This window comes from Inediibacterium massiliense (genome assembly GCF_001282725.1).
GTDB classification, from domain to species: Bacteria; Bacillota; Clostridia; order Peptostreptococcales; family Thermotaleaceae; genus Anaerophilus; species Anaerophilus massiliensis.
In genome coordinates this window covers 517,280-540,803 of the sequence record NZ_LN876587.1, presented here as the reverse complement: position 1 = coordinate 540,803, position 23,524 = coordinate 517,280, and the positions used below count along the sequence as shown (strand labels likewise).

The window sequence follows — 23,524 nt, the reverse complement described above, 5'->3', positions numbered from 1 at the left end:
ACTTTATATTGATCTTAAGATACAAATATAATGTTAACATAAAAAATATATACTGTCAAGCATTGAGATTCTCACTAGCTTGCTCTAATACAAGTTCTTTAATGTTATCAATTTGTCCATATAAAATTACTTTGTCTCCTTCTTGAAAAACAAATTTGCTACTTGGAAAATGTACAATATGAGAGCCTCGATCTACATTGAGTACTTGAATATATTTTTCTTTTAGTCCTGAATCTTCTAATGCCACATGAATCAATTTGTTATTTTCCTCTAGTACAAATTCTACTACACCATATTCTTCATTGAGTTTTAAAACCTCTTCTACTGTTTTATATTTTTTATTTCTCTCCATTTGTATAGAAAGCTTTTTTTCAATAACAGTTTCCATTTTATGTAATACCCATTTATTTCTAGACAAAAATAATATAAAAAAAACCAATTCCTATAATTCCTAACACTCCATATAAAAATCTTTCACCTCTAGTAATAGCATTGACAATCCCCATGATAAGACCTATTAAGGTAGCTGTTCCTACATAGCTTATGAGCATTAAAAGTTCTGCAATTTTCCTTCTTGTTGGATGCTGAGTAATCAATTCTGCTTCCTTTGTAGTAAAACCAGTTCCTGTAATAATAGATATGACTTGAAATCTTGCTTTTTCCATCTCAAGTCCTGTAATCTTTAAGGCAATGGCTAAAATCTCTACAAAAACAAGAAGTACTAAAATAATGAGAACGACATACAATATGCCCAAATAAATCTCCCCTTTTTTATCTCTTTCTACATATATATGCTACAAAACAAATTTATATAAAGCTTTTGCTACCCCATCTTCATCATTTGTAGAAGTTACATAATCAGCACTTTTTTTTACAATTTCTTCAGAATTCCCCATGGCTACCCCTAATCCTGCATAAGTAAGCATGCTAATATCATTTTCATTATCTCCAAAGGATATAATTTCTTCTTGTTTTACTCCTAAAGATTTTGCCAATTGTTCAATAGCATTTCCTTTTGAAACTCCTTTGTTCATCACTTCAATGTTATTATACCATGATTTACTTATTTCAAGAGTCTGTATACTCTCTAATTCTTTTCTAGCTTCTCTTAAAACATTTTGGTCATCACTCATTAAAGACATCTTATAAATTTTTTCATCATGATTTTGAATATACTGATAGCCATCTTGAATGACTTCTATACGCACACGATCTTCTTCTTTTAATGTTTTATTCCATTCAGAATATTTTAAAGAACTATAAGCTAACTTTTCTGTAAAAAATGTATCTTCATTATAAAACTGATAATATAGTCCATATTTTTTGCAAATCTCTATGACATTTAAAACATCTTCTTTTTTCATATAACTTTCATATAAAATCTCATCGTTCTTTAGATCTTTTACAATAGCACCATTACAAGCAATAATAGGTGTTACAACATCTAAATATTTTGCATAAACCTTTGCTGAAGTATAAATTCTTCCTGTAGCAATAGCTATATGAATATTTTGATCTATTAATTTTTGAAATGCTCTTTTATTTTCTTCTGAAACTATATTTTTACTATTAAGTAAAGTTCCATCCATATCACTCACAATTAGTTTGTACATTGCAATCTTCCTTTCCTGCTATTCTTTAAAAAAGAAGATACATATGTATCTTCTTTTTTTATTGTACTACTGAATAAGAGTAAAATCAATTTCTCGTTGAGCTATATCCGCTCTTGTAACTTTTATTTTTACTTCATCTCCTATTCGATAAGTCTTCTTTGTTCTTTCTCCTCTAAATAAATGATTTTCTTCATCATAAATATAATAATCATCTACTAATGAACTAATTCTTACTAATCCTTCAATAGTATTTTCAAGCTCTATAAACATACCAAAAGATACTACACTGCTAATAATCCCTTCAAATATTTCTCCTACATGATGAGTCATATATTCTGTTTTCTTTAAATCATCTGTTTCTCTTTCTGCTTCAATAGCAATTCTTTCTCTTTCAGAAGAAATATCAGATGCATTTTCTACAATTCCTTTTAATTTTTTAATTCTCTTTCCATTTAGATCTCCTGATAGTGATTCCTTTATAATACGATGAATCTGAAGATCTGGATATCTTCTAATAGGAGATGTAAAGTGGCAATAGTTCTCTGCTGCAAGTCCAAAATGTCCTGTATTTTGTGGTGAATATCTAGCCTTTTTTAGAGATCTTAACATAATAGTATTAACAATTCTTTCTTCTTTTTTTCCTTCTACTTTTTTGATTAAGTCTTGAAGTGCATGTGGATGAATCTGATTGTTTACACCCTTTAGATGATAACCAAAATTGTGAATAAACTTGTTAAAGTTTTCTATTTTTTCCATATCTGGATCTTCATGAATTCTGTACACAAATGGAATATCTGCCCAATGAAAATGTTCGGCTACAGTTTCATTACAAATAAGCATAAACTCTTCAATAATTCTATTTGCAATTCTTCTTTCTGCTTTCCTAATTTCCACAGGAACACCTTTTTCATCTAGTATAATTTTAGATTCATCAAAATCAAAATCTATACTGCCTCTATCTTCTCTTCTCTTTCTTAATTTTTTAGCTAACTGCTCCATCATTTTAAAATCTTCTAGTAAATAATCATATCTTTCTTTTAATGTTTCATCATCTTTTTCAAGTAGATCTGATACATCTGTATAAGTCATTCTCTCACTGGTTTTAATCACACTTTCATAAATTTCATGTTTCACTACATTTCCCTTTTGATCAATTTCCATATTTACAGATAAAGTTAATCGATCTACCTTAGGATTTAAACTACAAACTCCATTGGATAACTTTTTAGGAAGCATAGGAATTACTCGATCTACTAAATAAACACTTGTTGCTCTTTTTAATGCTTCCTTATCTAATGGACTATGTTCTCTTACATAATGAGTTACATCAGCGATGTGTACTCCTAATAGATAGTTTCCATTTGGAAGAATCTTCACACCCACAGCATCATCCAAATCTTTTGCATCTGCTCCATCAATCGTTACAATTCTTTCTTCTCTTAAATCTCTTCTTCTTTTTATTTCTTCTTCAGAAATCATTTCTTCAATATTTGCTGCCTCTTCTTCTACTTTTTTTGGAAAATTTAATGGAAGTTTATATTTTTTGATAACAGAAATAATATCTGTCCCTATGTCATTTTTGTGACCTAATACTTCTATAATAGTTCCTTCTGGATTTCTTCTCGGTTGAGGCCATTTTGTAATTTTAGCCACTACCTTGTATCCATCCTTTGCATCTCCTATTTCAGCTTTAGGGATAAATATATCCATGTTAATTCTAGGATCATCAGGAACCACAAATCCAAAATTCTTACTACTTTCAAAGGTTCCTACGATTTCATCATTGGCTCTATGAATAATCCTTATGACTTCTGCTTCTCCATTTTTTCCATCTGTTCCCTTCTTTACAATTCTACCAATGACTCTATCATTATGCATAGCTCCATTTAAATCATTTGCAGAAACAAACATGTCTTTATATCCTTCTAGTTCAGATAAAATAAATCCAAATCCTCTTCCATGAATTTGAATCTTCCCTACGATCAAATTCATTCTCTCAGGTGCAGCATATCTATTCTTCTTTGTTTTAATAACTTGACCTTCTCTTTCCATTTCATCTAAGATAGTATAAAATTCTCCTATTTCTGTAGATTCTATTTTAAATACATCAGCAAGTTCTACATCTAACATAGGACTATATGCTTTTTCTCTCATAAACTCTAATATCTGATCTTTAATATTCAATAAAATTCCTCCCATCTATTTTTATCAATTATGCTTATTTTACCCATTTCATTTATTTTTAAAACTTTTATATTTCCTAGGAAATGGCTTTTCTATATAACCAAAATAAAATACCTACAATATGTAATAAATAAATGAATGGTATCCCTATATAAAAGCTTTTATGTTGAGTTTTATGCCGAAATATACTCATTCCTATCATCACACCTACAGCTCCGCCAAAAAATGATACGATAAAAAAAGTTCTTTCTCTGATTCTCCATCCATCCTTTTTTGATTTATATTTATCTATAAAGGTGAGTAAAAAAGAATAAATATTGATAAGAATCAAATAAATGATAAAGTAAAATTCTTTCATTTTTAATAAAATCTTTATATGATCCATATTATCCCTCCAAAAAAAATAAATACCATCTGTATTATATCACAGATGGTATTTATTTTGACTATTTCTAGCCTTATCCTTAGAATAATTTTCCGCCTATTTTTAAGAACAATGGTGCGAAAACAACTGCAACGATTGTCATTAATTTGATTAAGATATTGATAGATGGACCAGATGTATCTTTGAATGGATCCCCTACTGTATCTCCAACTACAGCTGCTTTATGTGCTTCACTACCTTTTCCACCATGATGTCCTTCTTCAACATATTTTTTAGCATTATCCCATGCTCCACCAGCATTTGCCATCATGATAGCAAGTAATACTCCTGATACTAATGATCCTGCAAGTAATCCTCCTAATGCAGCAGTTCCAAGAAGTAAACCTACTGCTAAAGGTGCTACAACTGCCATAATTCCAGGAACCATCATTTCTTTTAATGCAGCCCCAGTACTGATATCCACACATTTTGCATAATCTGGTTTTGCTTTTCCTTCCATAATTCCAGGAATATCTTTAAATTGTCTTCTTACTTCTTCTATCATTTGGAAAGCAGCTTTTCCTACTGATTCCATAGTCATAGCAGAGAATAAGAACGGAAGCATACCTCCGATTAATAAACCAATTACTACTAATGGATCTAATATATCAATAGATTTTAATCCTACTACTTGCGCATAAGAAACAAATAATGCTAAAGCTGTTAATGCAGCAGATCCGATTGCAAATCCTTTACCAATAGCTGCTGTTGTATTTCCTACAGCATCTAGTTTGTCTGTAATTTCTCTAACACCGCTTGGTAATTCACACATTTCAGCAATACCACCAGCATTATCTGCGATTGGACCATAAGCATCTACTGCTACAGTGATTCCTGTTGTAGATAACATACCTACTGCTGCTAGGGCAATACCATATAATCCAAAGAAGTTATATGCTACTAAAATACCCACTGCAATTAATAAAACTGGAATAGCCGTTGAATACATACCTACTGCCAAACCACTAATAATTGTTGTAGCAGGTCCTGTTTCTGATTGATCTGCAATTTTTTTAACAGATGCATAATCTCCTGAAGTATAGATTTCTGTAACCTTACCAATTGCCATACCTACAATCAATCCTGCAATGATTGCAAAGAATGCATTTAAATCTCCAAAAATCTTCTTACTTAAAAAGAAAGTTCCTATAATTACAATAGCTCCTGCAATATAAGTTCCTCTATGAAGTGCTGCTGCAGGGTTTGTATTTTCATCCCCTCTAACAAATAAACTTCCTATGATAGATGCAATAATTCCTAAAGATGCTAATGCTAATGGGAATATAGATCCACTTTGTGGATCAATGTTTGTCATTACAACTCCTAATGTAATAACTGATATAATAGAACCTACATAAGATTCAAAAAGGTCAGCTCCCATACCTGCTACGTCTCCAACATTATCTCCTACGTTATCTGCAATAACAGCTGGATTTCTTGGATCGTCTTCTGGGATACCTGCTTCTACTTTACCAACTAAGTCAGCTCCTACGTCAGCTGCTTTTGTATAAATTCCTCCACCTACACGACCAAATAATGCAATAGAGGATGCTCCTAAACCAAATCCTGTAATAATACTTGGATCTCTAAAGATATAATATAGAACACCTACTCCTAAAAGTCCTAGTCCTACAACACTCATACCCATAACAGCTCCACCACTGAAAGCTACTCCTAATGCCTTATTCATTCCACCTTCTCTTGCTGCATTAGCTGTTCTAACATTTGCTTTTGTTGCAACTTTCATACCAAAGAATCCTGCTAATGCAGAGAAACATGCTCCAACTAAGAAACATATTGCTGTTTCTAGTCCAACACCAAAAATCAATGCTACAAATAAAACGATTACAAAAATAACTAATGTCTTATATTCTCTTGATAGGAAAGCCATGGATCCCTCATAAATATATGTAGAGATTTCCTTCATTCTTTCTGTCCCTACATCTACTTTATTGATTTTTGCTGCAAGCATATAAGCAAAAATCAATGCAACTACACCTATAATAGGTGCTAGTATTTCAAAATTCATTTTCTATTTCCTCCTTTGTGTCCCCATCACTTTATGATATTATTGAATGCTAACTAAAATAATAGAAGTAATGATAAATATAACTGCACCCACAGTAGTTACTTTACTTAACATTCCTTCATAACTTCTTCCCTTTTGTTTCCCCATTAACTGTTCCGCTCCACCAGCAATAGACCCTGATAAACCAGCACTTTTACCAGATTGTAGTAAAATACTTCCAATTAGTATAAGACTAGCAATTACTTGTATAATCATAAATACAGTCTTCATATTCACACCTCCTCCGTCTCATTAACATACCTATTTTAACACAGGTATTTTTTAAAATCAATAATAATTATACCCCTCTGTCTTATAGCATATTTCACGCATACAAGATTTTTGCATAGATTTAAAAAGCCGTAAGAAAAGGGTAGAGATTCTACCCTTAATGTTTTCCAAGTTCTACTAAATCTATACCTTTATTTTAAATTATAAAAGGCCTTCATTCCTGCATATTTTCCTGTAACATCAAGCATCTCTTCAATTCTTAATAATTGATTGTATTTTGCTACTCTATCTGTTCTAGATGGAGCACCTGTTTTGATTTGACCAGCATTTACTGCTACTACTAAGTCTGCAATCGTTACATCTTCTGTTTCTCCAGATCTGTGAGATATTACTGCAGTATATCCAGCTCTCTTTGCCATTTCAATAGCATCTAATGTTTCTGTAATAGTTCCTATTTGATTTAATTTAATTAAAATAGAATTAGCTGTTTTTCTTTCAATTCCTTTTTCAAGTCTTTGAGTATTGGTTACAAATAAATCGTCTCCTACTAATTGAACCTTTCTTCCTAGTTTTTCAGTAAGAAGCTTCCATCCTTCCCAGTCCTCTTCATCTAATCCATCTTCTATAGAAATAATTGGATATTTGCTTACTAATTTTTCATAAAACTCTACCATTTGTTCTGATGTTTTTACAACACCTTCTCCAGCCAAATTATATTTTCTTTCTTCTTTATCATATAATTCTGTAGCTGCTACATCAAGTGCTAGCATAATATCTTCTTCTGGCACATATCCAGCTTTTTTGATAGCTTCTATGATTACTTCTAAAGCCTCTTCATTAGAAGTAAGATTTGGTGCAAATCCACCTTCATCTCCTACTGCAGTATTAAGCCCTTTATCTTTTAATACTTTCTTTAAATTATGGAATACTTCTGCTCCCATTCTTAATGCTTGTCTAAAAGAATTTGCTCCAACAGGCATAATCATGAATTCTTGAATATCTACATTATTATCTGCATGTTTTCCACCATTTAAAATATTCATCATAGGAACCGGAAGAGTTTTTCCATTTACACCACCTATATATTGATAAAGTGGTAATCCTAAATATTCGCTAGCTGCTCTTACTACTGCCATAGATACTCCTAATATTGCATTTGCTCCAAGTCTTCCTTTATTATCTGTTCCATCTAATTCGATCATTAACAAATCTATTGCTACTTGATCTAATGCATCCATACCAATAATTTCATCTGCTATTTCTTCATTTACATTTTCTACTGCTTTTCTTACACCTTTTCCTAAAAATCTTTCTTTGTCATCATCCCTAAGTTCTACAGCTTCAAATGCCCCAGTAGATGCTCCAGAAGGCACAATAGCTCTTCCCATACTTCCATCTTCAAGATACACTTCTACTTCTACTGTTGGATTTCCTCTAGAATCTAAGACCTCTCTCGCATAAACATCTATAATTGTACTTGACATATGTACTACTCCTCTCTCTTAAAAATTTACAAGTTTTACAAAATCTTCTGGATTTAAACTTGCTCCACCTACTAAAGCTCCATCAATATCTTCTTGATTCATAATTTCTTCTACATTAGAAGGCTTTACACTTCCTCCATATTGAATACGAATCTCTGAACATATATCTTCTCCATAAAGTTCCTTAATTCCTTCTCGAATGGTAAAAATTACTTCATTTGCTTCTTGTGGTGTTGCAGTTTTCCCTGTTCCTATAGCCCATATAGGCTCATATGCAATTACAATTTCCTTTACATTTTGTGGACTGACATCTTTTAAAGCTTTGATTACTTGATTTTTTACGATATGATCTGTTTCATTTTTTTCTCTTTGTTCTAAAGTTTCTCCTACACAAAGGATAGGATTGATTTTATACTTTAAAGCTGTATGTATTTTTTTATTTACTGTTTCATCTGTTTCATTAAAATACTGTCTTCTTTCAGAATGGCCAATAATACAATAGTCTATACCTATTTCCCCTAACATAATAGGAGAAATTTCTCCTGTATATGCACCATTTTCTTCCCAATGCATATTTTGAGCTCCAACTTTTATATTTGTTCCCTCTGCTGCTTTTTTTACTGTTTCTAAAGATGTATAAGGTACACATAAAACAACCTCTACGTCTGTACCTGCAACGTCTTCCTTAATTTTTTCTACAAATTCATTTGATTCTTTTATTGTTTTATGCATTTTCCAGTTTCCCGCAATAATCGGTAATCTCATATTTACTCCCCCCTATTTTTCTTCTATTACTGCAATACCTGGGAGTTCTTTTCCCTCTAAAAATTCTAAAGAAGCTCCTCCTCCTGTAGAAATATGTGTCATTTCGTCCTTAAACCCTAATTGTTCTACAGCTGCTGCACTATCTCCTCCACCAATTATAGTTGTTCCACAAGACTCTGCCATAGCTTTTGCAACTCCTTTTGTACCTAATGCAAAGTTAGGCATTTCAAATACACCCATAGGACCATTCCATATAATTGTTTTTGCATTTTTTATCTCTTTAGCAAATATTTTAACACTTTCTTCTCCTATATCAAGCCCCATCATATTTTTTGGCATTTCTTCTGATTTTACTGTTTTATGTACTGAGTCTTCTTTAAATTCCTCTGCCACTACTACATCTACTGGTAATAAGAATTTTACATTTTTATCTTTTGCTTTTTCCATAAGCTCTTTTGCAAGGTCAATCTTATCTTCTTCAAGAAGTGAATTTCCAATCTCATATCCTTTTGCTTTTAAAAAGGTATATGCCATTCCTCCACCTACAATAAGTGTGTCTACTTTTTCTAATAGATTTGTAATCACACCTATTTTATCAGATACTTTAGCTCCTCCTAAAATAGCTACAAAAGGCTTTTCAGGATTTGTCAAAGCTTTTCCTATAATATCTATTTCCTTTTGAATCAAATATCCTGATACACATGGTAAAAATTTTGCAATGCCTGCTGTAGAAGCATGAGCTCTATGAGCAGTTCCAAACGCATCATTTACAAATAACTCTCCAAGACTTGCTAAATCTTTTGAAAAAGCTTCATCATTTTTTTCTTCTTCTTTTCTAAATCTTACGTTTTCAAGTAATACAATTTCTCCATCTTTCATTTGATCTACAGCTTTTTTAGCACTTTTACCCACTACTTCTTCATCAGCAGCAAAGGTTACTTCTTTTTGTAAAAGTTCTGCAAGTCTTTTAGCTACTGGCTCTAATGTATATTTCTCATTCGGTTGTCCTTTTGGTCTACCTAAATGAGACATTAAAATTACTTTTGCACCCTCTTTAATTAAATATTGTATAGTTGGAAGAGCTGCTTTTATACGAATATCATCTGTTATACTCTTATTCTCATCCATAGGCACATTAAAATCACAACGTACTAATACTTTTTTTCCTTTTACCTGAACATCTTCAATATTTTTCTTTTTCAATTTTTTCACCTCTGCTTTTAATAATTGTATACTCCTATTAATATATGTAACATACTATTTAACGCTAGTCAATGATTTATGTTATATAATTTTAAAGAAAGGTTCAACCTAAATAAGATTGAACCCTGTTTGATTTATAATCCTTTTTGTATTACATATTTTACTAAATCTACTACTCTAGTAGAATATCCCCATTCATTATCATACCAAGAAACAATTTTTGCTAAATTTTTATCCATAACCATAGTAGAAAGTCCATCTATAATAGAAGATCTACTATCCTGTCTATAATCTATTGATACTAAAGGTTCTTCACTATAACCTAAAATTCCTTTTAATTCATTTTCTGAAGCTTCTTTTAAAGCTTGATTGATTTGTTCTGCTGTTGTCTCTTTTTCTAATTCACAAACTAAATCTACTACTGAAACAGTAGGAGTAGGTACACGCATGGCCATACCATTTAATTTTCCTTTTAATTTTGGGAGCACTAGTGCTACTGCTTTTGCAGCTCCTGTAGTAGTAGGAATAATAGATTCTGCTGCAGCTCTTGCTCTTCTTAAATCTTTGTGAGGAAGATCTAGTATTCTTTGATCATTTGTATATGAATGTACTGTTGTCATCAACCCTCTTTGAATACCAAATTTTTCATCAATAACTTTTGCAAAAGGAGCAAGACAATTTGTGGTACATGAAGCATTAGATATAACATGATGATTTTTTGGATCATAGTCTTTTTCGTTTACTCCTAATACAATTGTAATATCTTCATTTTTAGCTGGAGCACTAATGATTACTTTTTTTGCTCCTGCTTTTATATGCTTTATTGCTTTTTCTTTATCTGTAAATACTCCTGTAGATTCTATTACAATATCTACGCCTAATTCTTTCCATGGAATATTTTCAGGATCTCTTTCTGCATAAATTTTAATTTCTTTTCCATCCACTACAATAGAATTTTCTTTTGCTTCTACAGTCTTACTGAATTTCCCAAAACAACTATCATATTTTAATAAGTGCGCTAAAGTACGAGCATCTGTTAAATCATTAATGGCTACAATTTCAAAATCCTTTTTTTCTTGTTCCATAGCTATTTTAAAAGCGTTTCTTCCTATTCTACCAAATCCATTAATACCAACTTTCACACTCATGTAAAATCCTCCCTCATAGTCTATTTATTTTAATATTTCTTTTGCTAGCCCTTCATCAATGATCAATGTAAGATTTTTATTTAATCTGCTTATAGACATAATTGCTTGAGCCTTTTCCCTTCCTGCTGCTACACCAATAGGATTTTTTAATTCTTTATAAGTTTCTAAACTTACTCCAACAGTATTAACTTCTTCTATAATTTTTCCTTCTAGGTTAAAGTAATACCCAAAAGCTTCTGCAACAGCACATTTTTTGTTGAGATCCTCAATTTCTTCATCAGAAAGACCTCTTCTCTTAGCCATTTTGTCAGCTCTTCCTATACCAAATAATAATATATTGATTTTTTTAATATAATCTACAACCTCTTTTGTATTAGGATCTTTTGAAAGAGTTTCTAATAAATCTTTTGAAATATTATCAGGCATATGTAAAAGTTCATATGGGCAATTTAATTTTTTTGCAATTTTTGCAGTAATATGATTTGCCTGACTTTCAGCGTTTTTACCTAAACCTCCTCTAGCAGGAACAATCATCACATTATGTTTTATATCTGCCTTCACCATTTCATCGGCTACCATAGCCATGGTAGTGCCTCCTGTAACTCCTACAATGACATGATCTTTAAGAATCGTCTTAAAATAATTACTGGCGACTTTTCCTACTTCTCTTAAAATCAATTCATCTTCATCATAAAAACCTGGAACAACGATCACATTTTTAATTTTTAGCTTTTGTACGATTTCTTCTTCCATAGAATTTAAGTTTTTAAAAATATGGATAAAACTTCTTAATACTTCTAAACTAGTGTAACCAGATTCAGTAATGTTCATTCCCTCAGCCTTAATCTCTATAAGCTCCTGTTCTTTTAAAATATTTACCTCTTTTCTTATGACTCTTTCACTCATTTGTAAAAAAGCAGATAAACTTCTTCTTCCTATGGGCTGATGATAGGAGATCATACGAAGAATATGATACCGATCCATCAAAAGCTCAATTATTTCAGGAACTATTTTCTTTTGTGTTTTTATAAACTCGGCAGCAGAAAATTCTTCTTTATTAACCATTTGTTGTCTCCTTATCATATATTTTACTTGTCGGGACCACATCGGTCCCTATAGACATTTTTAGTCCCGTTTATGCTAAAAAAATATTCACCTATAGATTAACATAATTTTCTAAAATTATCAACAAAAAAATGACGTGATCTTCACGTCATTTTAAAATCTTTTTCTCTTAGATGAAGATAATATATGCATCTCATCTCTATATTTTGCAACTGTTCTTCTAGAAATTTGGATTCCTTTTTCTTGTAACACATCAGATATAACTTGATCACTCAAAGGCTTTTTCACATCTTCTTGTTCAATTAAATCTTTAATCATAGTCTTAATACTTTCTGATGCAATTCCTTCCCCCATATCATTGGCAACCCCACTGGTGAAGAAGAATTTTATTTCAAATACTCCTCTAGGTGATTGCATATACTTTCCATTGACTGCCCTGCTTACAGTAGATTCGTGAATTCCTACTTCATCAGCTATTTGTTTTAAAGTAAGAGGTTTTAAATATTTTCTTCCCTTTTCAAAAAAGTCTATCTGATAATCTACAATAGCTTTTACTACATTATAAATCGTTTGCCTTCTTTGCTCTATACTTTTAATCAACCACATGGCCGAATTTAATCTTCCTGTTAAAAATTTTGAAGTATTGGAATCTTTACTTTCATGCAAAAGCATTTTTCTATAATAAGGACTAATAGAAAGTCTAGGAGCTGTTGTATCATTGACTAAAATTAAATATTCTCCATCTATTTTTTCAACTGTTACATCTGGAGTAATATATTTGATTTCTTCTCCTGAAGCAAAAGATCTTCCAGGTTTTGGTTCTAATGTTTTTATAAAATCTGTTATTTTCTGTACTTTTTTTGTAGAGATGTTTAGTACCTTGGCAATGTTAGAAAGTCTATTTTCAGCTACATCATCTAAATGCTCTGAAATAACCTTTATAATATATGGATCTTTTATTCCTTTTTGTCTGACTTGGATTAATAAACATTCTTTTAAATTTTGAGCAGCAATTCCAATAGGCTCAAAGGTTTGAATGATAGATAAAATATTTCCTACCACCTTTTCATCTGTATGAAAATACTCTGCAACCTCAAAAATACTTGTATTTAAATATCCATTTACATCTAAACTTTCAATAATATATCTTCCAATCCTTTTATATTTTTCTTTTAATACAGCAAACTGTAGCTGAAATAATAAATGCTCTGTTAAAGTAATATCCGCTGATACAAACTGTTCAAATGATGTTTCTTCTTTTTCTTGATAAAAATTATATTGTTTATAGCTTATATCATCATATTCTCTAATATATTCTTTCCAATCTACATCTTCTTTTTCTCTTTTTTCTACTGTCTCTTCTTTCTTTTTTATATCTATATCTTTAGGTAAACCTACTTCAAGAACAGGGTTGGTGAGTACTTGTTCATCAATAAATTCATTTAATTCTTGATGATTGAATTGTAAGATTTGAATAGCTTGTTTTAATTCAGGAGTCATCACCAACTTTTGTACCTGTTCAATATTTAATTGGAATCCTAGTCTCATCTTAAACCCTCACCCACTCCCTTGTTCGAATAAATATAATTTTTTTAAATGATTTGATTGATATTATTATAACATTAAATAGGCTGTAAAGAAAGTTTCAAGAAATAATTGTATACTAACATTCTACTATAATAAAAAAAATAGGCTTTATTTTGCCTATTTTATCTTTTTCCTTTTTCATAAGGTATACCATTTGCAGTAGGTCCTGTGGATCTCCCTACAAATCCCATTAATACGATCAATGTAATAATATATGGAATCATAGATAATAAATGAGTAGAAATTTTAAGTCCTACCGTAGGACTTCCTAAGTAAATCTGCAAAGCTGTTGTAGCTCCAAATAAAAGACATGCCCACATGGCACCCTGTGGCCTCCACTTCCCAAAAATCATAGCTGCAAGTGCTATAAATCCTTGGCCTGATACAAGTGTAGGTCTAAAATTAGCAATAATAGCCATACTTAAAGATGCTCCCCCAAGGCCTGATAAAAATCCAGATATCATAACAGCTATATATCTAATCTGGTATACATTTATTCCTAAAGTATCAGCAGCTTTAGGATGTTCTCCTACAGCTCTCATTCGAAGTCCAAATTTAGTTTTGTATAAAATATACCAAGATATACCTACTAATAAAAATGCAATATATACTGAAATATATTGATTCAATATAAGCCCTAATAATGGTCTTCTTTGTAATATACTTTCAAAGGGCCTTATTAATTTTGCTTCTAATGGAATAGTAGGAGTTGTACCTGAACCCCCAAATATTCTTCCTCCCAAAAACATAGCTAGTCCTGGTCCTAAAAAATTGATAGCGATTCCTGATACTACTTGATCTGCACGAAAAGTAATAGAAGCTATCGCATGTAATAGTGCCAAAAAACATCCTGCTAACCCTGCAATCAAAAAACCTGCCCAAGGTACCCATAAAGCATTACCATATAATTCTGATAGTATAAAGGTAGATGCTGCTCCACTAAAGGCTCCAATTGTCATCATGCCTTCGATTCCAATATTTACAACTCCACTATTTTCTGAGAATACCCCTCCTAAAGCCCCATACAACAAAGGGGTAGAATACATAAAAGTAGTTCCAAGTATAAAAGCTATATCCTTTAGCATCACTCATCCTCCTTTTGAGGTTTTTTATGATTGAAAAATATAGTAACAAATTGAAATATTCTATAGGTAGCAACAAAGAAAACAATAGATCCAATTACAATATTAATTACTTCTGTAGGTATTCCTAAAAGCTGCATATTTGATCCACCATAAGTAATACCTCCAAATAAAAATGATGAAAGAACAACTCCGAATGGAGAATTATTGCCAATAAGAGAAACCGCTATGCCGTTAAACCCATATCCTTCCATAGCTGCTAATGTAGATACATGATAAGAAACTCCCATCACATGAACAGCTCCTGCAGCTCCTGCTAAAGCGCCTGCAATACTCATAGAAAGAATCGTATTTCTTTTGATATGAATTCCTCCATATTCTGCTGCATCTTTATTGTAACCTACAGCTCTCAATTCATATCCTAAAGTAGTTTGAAACAATATATAATAAATAACAAAAGCCGCCAATACTGCAATGACAATTCCAAAGTTTACTTTCGTAGATGCTCCTATGATTCCTTTAAACCAATCTATACTAATTCTCGCAGTTTCTAAAATATTATAAGAAGATTCAGTTGCAGGCATTTTCACTTTTTCTAAAGACACTATATAATTTGACGTATAAAGAGCAATCCAGTTTAACATAATAGTTGCTATAACCTCATGTACACCAAATTTTGCCTTAAGATAACCTGCAACCCCGCCCCAAATAGAAGCCATCAGTATAGCACCTACAAATACAATAGGAATATGAAAAATCATAGGTAGATGTATAAAGTATCCTAACAAAGCTGCCGTTAATGCTCCTATAATAAACTGTCCTTCTGCTCCAATATTAAAAAGCCCTGTTCGAAAGGCAAAAGCTACAGACAAACCCGTTAAAATTAATGGAGTAGCTCGAATAATAGTTCTTGCTATATACTTAGATTTTGAAAAAATTCCTTTCATCATAAGCCCATAAGCTTCAATAGGGTTGTATCCAGAGATTAAAATCACAATAGCTCCTACCAAAAGTCCCATAACAATGGCTAAAATAGTAAACATAAAAGTTTCATTCATGATCTTTTTCTTCACTTATGCCCACCTCCTGCCATCATCAATCCTAATTCATTCTCATTTGTTCTTTTAGCATCTACAATGCCTACAATTTTTCCCTCGTAAATTACTGCAATTCTATCTGAAACACTCATCACTTCATCTAATTCGAAAGAAACCAAAAGTACAGCTTTATTTTTATTTCTCTGATCTATTAAAGATTTGTGGACAAATTCTATAGCGCCTACATCAAGACCTCTTGTAGGTTGAACTGCGATTAAAAGTTCTGGATCATTGGTTACTTCTCTTGCAATAATTACCTTTTGTTGATTTCCTCCTGATAAAGAACGAGCTAAATTTTTTTCATTCCTTGGACGTATATCAAATTCTTCCATTAATTTTTTTGAAAAATTTATAATATTGTCTTTTTGTAATTTCACTCCCCTTGAAAAAGGCTCTTTTCTGAAATTTTCTAAAATCATATTCTCATAAACTGTAAAATCAAGAACCAATCCATGTTTTTGTCGATCTTCTGGAATATTTGAAATTCCAGATTCAAAAACTTCTCTTGGTGTTTTATTTGTAATATCTTTATCTCCTATTAAAATCTGTCCAAATTTTGCTTTTCTAAGTCCTGTAATAGTCTCTATAAGTTCTGTCTGTCCGTTCCCATCTACTCCAGCAATTCCTAAAACTTCTCCTGCTTGCACGAATAAATTAAGTCCATTTACTGTAGAAATACCTCTATTGTCTTCTACGATTAGATCTTTAATTTCTAATATAACTTTTCCAGGTATTTTTTCTTCTTTAGATACTTTAAAATTTACTTCTCTCCCTACCATCATAGCTGCTAATTGATTTTCATCTGTCTTAGATACTTCTACCCTATCTATTTTTTTGCCTCTTCTAATAATAGTACAAAAATCAGCAGATTCTTTTATTTCTTTTAATTTATGCGTAATTAAAATAATAGATTTTCCTTGTTTCGTTAAATTTCTCATAATTTGAATGAGTTCTTTAATCTCTTGAGGTGTAAGGACTGCTGTAGGTTCATCTAATATTAATATTTCTGCTCCTCTATATAAAGCCTTTAAAATTTCAACCCTTTGCTGCATACTTACAGAAATATCTTCTATTTTTGCTCTTGGATCTACATACAATCCATACCTCTTTGAAATTTTTTCTACATCTTCAATAGCTTTTTTCATATCCAATTCATGAAAAGAATTAATAGGTTCCATTCCCAATACAATATTTTCTGCTACCGTAAAAGGTTTGATAAGCATAAAATGTTGATGTACCATTCCTATTCCATGATGAATTGCCACGTTAGGATTTTTAACATCTACTTTTTCACCTTTAATGTAGATTTCTCCACTTGTAGGTGTGTATAAGCCATATAATATGTTCATAAGTGTTGATTTTCCTGCTCCATTTTCTCCTAACAGAGCATGCACTTCTCCTTTATGAACTTTTAAATCAATAGAATCATTTGCAACAAAATTTCCAAATTTCTTTGTAATCTTTTTCATGTCTATTACTATTTCTTTTAAGTCTATGTGACTTTTTGAGTCATTCAAATCGAACCCTCCTTTTCATCATTTATTATGTCCTCTACTCTTTTTAAAAAATCTATACCTTCTAAGGAATAAACCCAGAACTATAGTTCTGGGCTATGAAACTATTTCATTGCTTTATATTCCTCTTCATTTTGAGGAATTTTTATTTCTCCATCTATAATTTTTTGCTTTAATTTTTCTACTTCATCTAAAATTTCTTTTGGAACATGTTTGTCAGATGTAGGAGCAATATCTACGCCACCTTCTGATAATCCATAAACCGTGGTTTCTCCTCCACTCCATTTTCCTTCTTTTAAATCTTTAGCCACATTAAACATAGCATTGTCTACTCTTTTTATAGCAGAAGTAATCACATGATCTGGAGCTTCTTTATTTTGATCTCTATCTACTCCAATAGCATATTTATTTTTTTCTTTAGCTACTTCAATCATTCCATTTCCTGTATCCCCTGATGCATGGAAAATAATATCTGCTCCATTTCCATACATAGATTCTGCAATACTTCTTCCTATTGCTGGTTTATCAAAAGCCCCAGCATATTGTGTTAATACTTCACAATCAGGATTTGCATATTTTACCCCTGTCATATATCCATATTGGAATCGATCAATTACATCACCTTTTACTCCTCCAATAAAACCTACTTTATTTGTTTTTGTCATCTTACCTGCAATATATCCTACTAAAAATGAAGACTCTTGGTCTTTAAATATTACAGGTTGTAAATTTTTTGGAATTTCATCATATGTATTGTCAATAATACCAAATTTTATGTCAGGATAATTGAGTGCTGCTTCTTTTACTTGGTTTGCCATAATATAGCCAACACCCCATACCAAATTATTTTCTTGTTCTACCAATCTTTCTAAATTATCCTCATAATCTGCCTCTTGTTTAGATTCTTGATATCCTACATCAATTCCCAATTCTTTTTCAGCTCTTTGTAATCCTTCCCAAGCAGATTGATTGAATGCTTTATCATGAACTCCCCCTACATCTGTAACCATTCCTATTTTTAAAGCTTCCTCTGTTTGCTTATCTGTAGGTTCTTTTTCTTCCTGTGGAGCTTGATTTGCACAACCTACAAATAAACTCATTGTTAAAAGTAACACCAATAATAAGGCACACCCCTTTTTGAACACAATAAATCCCTCCCTTTTTTTTCATTTCTTACAATATTAGTATTCTTCAAAATATTTAAAATTCCTGCCCTTTTCCTATCTTTTGTTATTATGTACAAAATAAACTTCGGCTATGCCGAAGTTTTAAACTGTTCACAAACTGTATTTCAACAAATATCTCCTCTTTTTGCAACAAATCCTTCTTTTTCTAAAGTTTTTGTAGCAAACTCTATCTTTTCTTCATGAACCAATACAATAGGTCCTGTACAACCCATTCCACTCTCTGCATAAATTCCTGCTTTCCATAAAGCTTTTACTGCATCCTCTAAATCCATAATATCTATTCCTGCTATAGAGCCTGTAACTACTTCTTTTTGGGGTATTTTCATATCTTGTTCATCTTCTTTTTTGTTTTCTTTGACAAAGGATTTTAAAATATCATCTAATTTTGCCTTTTTTGCTTTTTCTAATTCTTCTTTTGCTATATTTACTAGATTTCCTTGAGCAAGCTTGGATGCATATTGAATGGCATTACAAACTACAGGAGCCCCCGATGCTCTTGATAGAATCAAAATTACTCTTTCATAATCTTTTCCTATTCCAGGTCCATAACCATATCCTAAAGCTTCATAACTTCCTCCTGTTGTATAAGAGGAAAATACTTTCATCATAATATTTCCTGTTAATGTATCTGTTACCATCACATCTGCACTCCCACATAATAAATCATTCCCTCTCATAATTGCTCCACCATCTAAGCGCATAGACTCTGCAAAATACATTTCATATCCATTATGATTTAATTCTTTTAATGCTCTTTCTACTTGTCTTCCTCCATCGAGATTTAAAATTCCCACAGTAGGTTTTAAAATACCCATGGCTTTTGCGGTGATTATCCCATAAAGAGCATTTTTTACCATAGCTTCTGTTCTATGAGTAGCCGAAGTTCCTGTAGTAGTTGCAAGATACATTTCTTTTCCAAGTCCAGGAGTAATGACCTTTCCAACAGTAGAAACCCCTATAGGAAAATTGTAGTGCATTGTGACACAACCTTGAATATACTTATTGTCTAAAAGTTCTTCCATTCTTTTATGAGCTTCTTCTTCTGTTTTTGCTTCTATGATTTCTAATGAAGTGTCCACCTTTGGTCCTATAAGTACAACATCAATATTTTCTTCTTTTTTAGCTAACTCTGCACCTTTTACCATATTTTTTATTCCATGCTCACTACCTAAAGTAGTTATCCCTATTTTTACTTTTTTACCAAATTTTCCTGTTTCTATAGACTCTGCAATCTCTAAAAATGTTTTTCCGATCATTTGTTTTAATAGTTTTTCATTCAAACCCATCACCTCCTATTCTTGAAGCAGATGTGATGCAAAATCTCTCATAGCCTCTGCTATGAAACTTTTAATTTGTTCCTTTGATATTTCTTTATGATCATCTTCTACTTTTCCATTATTTCTTTCTATTACAATAGATACTCCATCAAATAAATTCGTCATACGACCTAAAAACAAACTACCTTTTCCTATAATCATAACTTTGTTCAATTCTCCATTTGTCAAATCTTCTTTAGCAAATCCAATATATGGAACACCAGACGGAATATGTCCTTGGGTAGGAGCCCATCCAACCATCCCATGTTTTTTTACAAAGGATAAAAGGTCTTTTCTATCTAATTCTTTTCTTTTTACACCTAATGCACCTATCATCTTGTAATTTGCTTCTGGTACATCTCCTGCTCCTGCTGGTTTTGTAATATCAGGATTTTGCATTTCTACAGAATATTTATCTATGTCTGTTATTTTCAGTCCTCCCTTATCTAATGGGGCCGTAACTAAAGAAGTAATCACAGCTTGTGGTGATGAACCGGTTCCTACTGTATGTCTTCCCACTAGATCTGTACGAAGTATTGGATGAATTCCATCATTTTTACTTACTAAAATTGCAAATGCCCCAACCACATCTTCTAATATAGGTATTCCTTTTTTTACATGATCCTTTCCATTCATGCCAAGCTTTGCAGTAGCTCCTCCAGCTACAATCACTACATTTTCATAAGTTCCTGCCTTTACCAGTGAAGACGCTAAAATTAAAGCATGAGTAGGCGCTGCACAAAATCCTCTTGTATCTGACCCTGTTGCATGAATAGCTCCTGAACATTCTGCAATAGATTTTGCAAAGTTTCCTCCTCCTCTTTGGTTCATATCTCCACAAGCTTCCTCTGAACATTCAATGACATAATCTATATCTTCAATAGAAATATTATTTTTATCAATCAAATGTTTAAAAGCTAATACTCCAGATGCTTTCACAACTAAATTTTCAAATAAAATATGACTTGTTAAATTGATATCTACATCATGAGCCCTTTTTACACATCCTACTAATTTCCCTTCATGATAAATGGCCTCTGCATGTTGCTCTTTCACATATTTTTCTATTTCTTCTATGGCTTCTCCCTCTTTTAATTTTCCAATATCCTCTTTAAACAAAGGATGGTTTGAAAGTTTTTTCTTCATATCTTCCATAAAATGATTTTCAAGTTTTACCAAATCAAAAGCATCTACTACTTTCATCAAAGCAATAAATTCATCCTGAGGCATTATTTCTCCGAATTTTCCAAATCTTTCATTTGTCTTAGCTTCTTTATCATACCATGGCATTTCATAAGTAGCTAAATCACTAGGTGTCATATTTCCTATATAAACTTGATTTGGAGGATATTTTAGTACTTCTTCATAGTCTCTTATGTGATTTTTTAATTCTTTTAGATATTCAGAATTAGGATTTGTGATTCTCTCAGTAGTTTGAGTTGTTCCATTATGTACAATCATATCCGGTGTATGGATCAGTGCATATCCAGCACCTTTTATTACTGCATAACTCATTTTTTCTACACCTCCATATAGTTTGGAAATTTCATATGCCGCAAGACCTAAAGCAGCTCGCAGCCACAGACTACACTTTTTAAATATTGAAATTTCTGATAATTATTGCGATAAAAAATCTTAAATAAATGGGTGATGAAAACCCACCCATTTATTTTTAGTCAAGTAGCTGCCAGCTGCCAAATGCAGCTGGCTTTTATGATTAATCTTCAAAAACAGTTTGATCCACAACTTCTGTCTCTAATGCTTTTAATGCTTTTTCAATTAATTTTCTTCTTAATTTTTTCTCATCTGTTGGGTCTAAGGATGGATTTCCTAATGGATGTGGTATAGCAATAGTAGGTACAATCCTGTTGGCTCCAACTGTCAATGAAATTGGAACAACTGTGCACATGTGTACTACAGGAATACCTGTTCTTTCTATTTCTTTTACCATTGTTGCACCGCAACGTGTACAGGTACCTCAGGTAGATGTGAGAATAACAGCTTTTACTCCATCTGCTATTAATTCTTTTGCATATTCTGCTGCAAACTTTTTAGCATTGGCAACAGAAGTACCATTTCCTACAGTAGTATAGAAATATCTATGAAGTTCTCCAATTCTTCCTTCTCTTTCTAGATCCCTTAAAACATCTACAGGAAGTACTCTATCTGCATCTGCATTGGCATAAACAGGATCATATCCACCATGAGCTGTTTCATGAGTTTGTTCTGTTAAGTCATTAAATCCTTCAATAGAATATTTTCCATATTTGGATGCGCTTGAAGATTCAATATGGTCTGGATTTCCTTTTGGAACAATCCCACCAGAAGTAACTACTGCTATTTTTATTTTAGAAACATCGTCAACAGCTTTACCTGGTGTCACATGATCAAAGTTTGGCATTGGATATTCTGTGACAAATTCTTCTCCTTTGAGTTTTTGAATCAACATATCTACTGCACGTTTCGATCCTCTTTCTTCTCTAAAAAGATTTTTTCTTACACCTCTAGAAATATATCCCTCTTCACTAGGTGAACCAATTTCTTCGTTCTTTCCTAACTTTAAAGCAAGCTTTGCTAAAACTGGAATAGCTTTTCTCATAGTAGCAGCTGAATTTCCTGTTTTTATGATATAAACATCTTTTTTAAATAAATCTACTCCTGGATTTTCAGGATACATAGCCGTTACAACAGGAATACCTAATTTCTCTTGTACAGCTTTACTAATTGTTCCACAAGCCACTCCATATCTTCCTGCATTAAAAGCAGGTCCTGCAATAAATAAATCTGGGTTGTATTTTTTTACCATATCTAAAACAACAGTTTTGGCTTCTTCTAGGTTTTCATTAAAATAAGAGTCTCCACAAATAACTGTAGCCACAATTTCTGCTTCTTCTTTAAATGCAGCCTTTAAAGCCATCCCTGGTCCTACTATCCCTTCTCTTAACTCAGGTTTTAGATCTGCTTTTTCTTCTCCACCAATTCCTGCAAAGAATTGATTTATATAATGAACAACTCGAATTTTGCTCATGTTTCCCCCCCTCTCAGCTTTTTAACGGGAATGATTAATATTTACAAAATTGTTCTCTAATAGATGTCATTTCAGAAATGATCTCTTCTACATCTAAAACCATCTCCATCATTCCTATTTGTTCTTCATATACATCTTCATCTACTGCTTCTTTAAACTCTGGCTCTACTGCATGATATACTCTGAGTCCTAACTGGACTCCTGCCAATGAACCTGCAAAAGTAGGGTCTCCATTTGTAACAGTTTCAGCAGCTAATCCTGCTGCTTCTGCTTCTGCTGCACCTAAAAGTACGATGATATTTTCAGCACCATACTTTTCAGTCATATTTTTTACCCTATTTTGATTTTCTAGGTCCATTGCCCCTGCAGCCGTTCAGACAAAACATTCAGTAGAAGAAAATACCACTTCTGCTTCTGTTGCCTTTAGACATTCTTCAATAGCAGGTCCTGGTATCCCATCTCTGTCACCGATGATAATAACTTTTTTACCATCAAACATGCTCATATTTACCATCCTTTCTTTTTTTA

The 23,524-nt window shown here is 32.1% G+C and carries 21 protein-coding genes; all 21 read right to left on the bottom strand.

Features of this window, described 5'->3' with window-relative positions; all coding sequences use genetic code 11:
- Nucleotides 1-55 precede the first annotated feature (55 nt).
- Entirely contained in the window at nt 56-418 is a 363-nt protein-coding gene (locus BN2409_RS17550; protein WP_242847954.1) for a TrkA C-terminal domain-containing protein, read from the bottom strand.
- A complete protein-coding gene (locus tag BN2409_RS17545) occupies nt 411-755 on the bottom strand; it encodes a hypothetical protein (RefSeq protein ID WP_053956695.1) in 345 nt (114 codons plus the stop codon). Before BN2409_RS17545 ends, BN2409_RS17550 begins: the two co-directional genes overlap by 8 nt.
- Nucleotides 756-794: 39 nt before the next feature.
- Nucleotides 795-1,613, bottom strand: coding sequence for a Cof-type HAD-IIB family hydrolase (locus BN2409_RS11065; protein WP_053956694.1), 819 nt, complete (start codon nt 1,611-1,613; stop codon nt 795-797).
- Between the two features lie 66 nt (nt 1,614-1,679).
- Entirely contained in the window at nt 1,680-3,797 is a 2,118-nt protein-coding gene (gene rnr / locus BN2409_RS11060) for a ribonuclease R (protein WP_053956693.1), read from the bottom strand.
- Between the two features lie 76 nt (nt 3,798-3,873).
- Complete coding sequence (locus tag BN2409_RS11055) at nt 3,874-4,182, bottom strand: DUF1294 domain-containing protein (RefSeq protein WP_199873005.1); 309 nt, start codon at nt 4,180-4,182, stop codon at nt 3,874-3,876.
- Nucleotides 4,183-4,261: 79 nt separating this feature from the next.
- On the bottom strand, nt 4,262-6,250 hold the full coding sequence (locus tag BN2409_RS11050) for a sodium-translocating pyrophosphatase (protein WP_053956692.1): 1,989 nt from the start codon (nt 6,248-6,250) through the stop codon (nt 4,262-4,264).
- Between the two features lie 39 nt (nt 6,251-6,289).
- Entirely contained in the window at nt 6,290-6,520 is a 231-nt protein-coding gene (gene secG / locus BN2409_RS11045) for a preprotein translocase subunit SecG (RefSeq protein ID WP_053956691.1), read from the bottom strand.
- A 191-nt stretch (nt 6,521-6,711) separates the two neighbouring features.
- Complete coding sequence (gene eno, locus BN2409_RS11040) at nt 6,712-8,004, bottom strand: phosphopyruvate hydratase (RefSeq protein ID WP_053956690.1); 1,293 nt, start codon at nt 8,002-8,004, stop codon at nt 6,712-6,714.
- Nucleotides 8,005-8,022: 18 nt separating this feature from the next.
- Nucleotides 8,023-8,769: a triose-phosphate isomerase gene (gene tpiA, locus BN2409_RS11035; RefSeq protein ID WP_053956689.1), complete on the bottom strand. Its 747-nt coding sequence runs from the start codon at nt 8,767-8,769 to the stop codon at nt 8,023-8,025.
- Between the two features lie 12 nt (nt 8,770-8,781).
- A complete protein-coding gene (locus BN2409_RS11030) occupies nt 8,782-9,981 on the bottom strand; it encodes a phosphoglycerate kinase (protein ID WP_110943087.1) in 1,200 nt (399 codons plus the stop codon).
- 125 nt (nt 9,982-10,106) lie between these two features.
- Nucleotides 10,107-11,120 (bottom strand): type I glyceraldehyde-3-phosphate dehydrogenase, encoded by a 1,014-nt coding sequence (gene gap / locus BN2409_RS11025; protein ID WP_053956687.1) that lies wholly within the window; start codon nt 11,118-11,120, stop codon nt 10,107-10,109.
- A gap of 24 nt (nt 11,121-11,144) precedes the next feature.
- Complete coding sequence (locus tag BN2409_RS11020; protein WP_053956686.1) at nt 11,145-12,185, bottom strand: sugar-binding transcriptional regulator; 1,041 nt, start codon at nt 12,183-12,185, stop codon at nt 11,145-11,147.
- 153 nt (nt 12,186-12,338) lie between these two features.
- On the bottom strand, nt 12,339-13,733 hold the full coding sequence (gene rpoN / locus BN2409_RS11015) for an RNA polymerase factor sigma-54 (RefSeq protein WP_053956685.1): 1,395 nt from the start codon (nt 13,731-13,733) through the stop codon (nt 12,339-12,341).
- 161 nt (nt 13,734-13,894) lie between these two features.
- On the bottom strand, nt 13,895-14,857 hold the full coding sequence (locus tag BN2409_RS11010; RefSeq protein ID WP_053956684.1) for an ABC transporter permease: 963 nt from the start codon (nt 14,855-14,857) through the stop codon (nt 13,895-13,897).
- Nucleotides 14,857-15,927 (bottom strand): ABC transporter permease, encoded by a 1,071-nt coding sequence (locus BN2409_RS11005; protein ID WP_242847953.1) that lies wholly within the window; start codon nt 15,925-15,927, stop codon nt 14,857-14,859. Before BN2409_RS11005 ends, BN2409_RS11010 begins: the two co-directional genes overlap by 1 nt.
- Nucleotides 15,924-17,420 carry an ABC transporter ATP-binding protein gene (locus BN2409_RS11000; protein ID WP_110943205.1) on the bottom strand — a complete coding sequence of 499 codons (1,497 nt, stop codon included), beginning with the start codon at nt 17,418-17,420 and terminating at the stop codon, nt 15,924-15,926. The genes BN2409_RS11005 and BN2409_RS11000 overlap by 4 nt, the downstream gene beginning before the upstream one ends.
- A 149-nt stretch (nt 17,421-17,569) precedes the next feature.
- Nucleotides 17,570-18,610: a BMP family lipoprotein gene (locus BN2409_RS10995; RefSeq protein ID WP_053956682.1), complete on the bottom strand. Its 1,041-nt coding sequence runs from the start codon at nt 18,608-18,610 to the stop codon at nt 17,570-17,572.
- Between the two features lie 146 nt (nt 18,611-18,756).
- Nucleotides 18,757-19,908, bottom strand: coding sequence for a glycine/sarcosine/betaine reductase complex component C subunit alpha (gene grdD, locus BN2409_RS10990; protein WP_422723683.1), 1,152 nt, complete (start codon nt 19,906-19,908; stop codon nt 18,757-18,759).
- Nucleotides 19,909-19,944: 36 nt separating this feature from the next.
- Nucleotides 19,945-21,483 (bottom strand): glycine/sarcosine/betaine reductase complex component C subunit beta, encoded by a 1,539-nt coding sequence (grdC, locus tag BN2409_RS10985; RefSeq protein WP_053956680.1) that lies wholly within the window; start codon nt 21,481-21,483, stop codon nt 19,945-19,947.
- Between the two features lie 202 nt (nt 21,484-21,685).
- Nucleotides 21,686-22,996, bottom strand: a complete 1,311-nt coding sequence (gene grdB / locus BN2409_RS10975) for a glycine reductase complex selenoprotein B (RefSeq protein ID WP_110943086.1) — start codon at nt 22,994-22,996, stop codon at nt 21,686-21,688.
- A 34-nt stretch (nt 22,997-23,030) separates the two neighbouring features.
- On the bottom strand, nt 23,031-23,501 hold the full coding sequence (gene grdA / locus BN2409_RS10970; protein ID WP_110943085.1) for a glycine/sarcosine/betaine reductase complex selenoprotein A: 471 nt from the start codon (nt 23,499-23,501) through the stop codon (nt 23,031-23,033).
- Nucleotides 23,502-23,524: the final 23 nt, after the last annotated feature.

Bases quoted from the DNA above. Each gene is read 5' to 3' on its own strand.
- BN2409_RS11050 (WP_053956692.1), bottom strand. From the start codon at position 6,250: ATGAATTTTGAAATACTAGCACCTATTATAGGTGTAGTTGCATTGATT.
- secG (WP_053956691.1), bottom strand. From the start codon at position 6,520: ATGAAGACTGTATTTATGATTATACAAGTAATTGCTAGTCTTATACTA.
- rpoN (WP_053956685.1), bottom strand. From the start codon at position 13,733: ATGAGACTAGGATTCCAATTAAATATTGAACAGGTACAAAAGTTGGTG.
- eno (WP_053956690.1), bottom strand. From the start codon at position 8,004: ATGTCAAGTACAATTATAGATGTTTATGCGAGAGAGGTCTTAGATTCT.
- BN2409_RS11000 (WP_110943205.1), bottom strand. From the start codon at position 17,420: ATGAAAAAGATTACAAAGAAATTTGGAAATTTTGTTGCAAATGATTCT.
- BN2409_RS11065 (WP_053956694.1), bottom strand. From the start codon at position 1,613: ATGTACAAACTAATTGTGAGTGATATGGATGGAACTTTACTTAATAGT.
- gap (WP_053956687.1), bottom strand. From the start codon at position 11,120: ATGAGTGTGAAAGTTGGTATTAATGGATTTGGTAGAATAGGAAGAAAC.
- grdD (WP_422723683.1), bottom strand. From the start codon at position 19,908: ATGATCGGAAAAACATTTTTAGAGATTGCAGAGTCTATAGAAACAGGA.
- BN2409_RS11055 (WP_199873005.1), bottom strand. From the start codon at position 4,182: ATGGATCATATAAAGATTTTATTAAAAATGAAAGAATTTTACTTTATC.
- BN2409_RS11010 (WP_053956684.1), bottom strand. From the start codon at position 14,857: ATGCTAAAGGATATAGCTTTTATACTTGGAACTACTTTTATGTATTCT.
- BN2409_RS11020 (WP_053956686.1), bottom strand. From the start codon at position 12,185: ATGGTTAATAAAGAAGAATTTTCTGCTGCCGAGTTTATAAAAACACAA.
- grdC (WP_053956680.1), bottom strand. From the start codon at position 21,483: ATGAGTTATGCAGTAATAAAAGGTGCTGGATATGCACTGATCCATACA.
- tpiA (WP_053956689.1), bottom strand. From the start codon at position 8,769: ATGAGATTACCGATTATTGCGGGAAACTGGAAAATGCATAAAACAATA.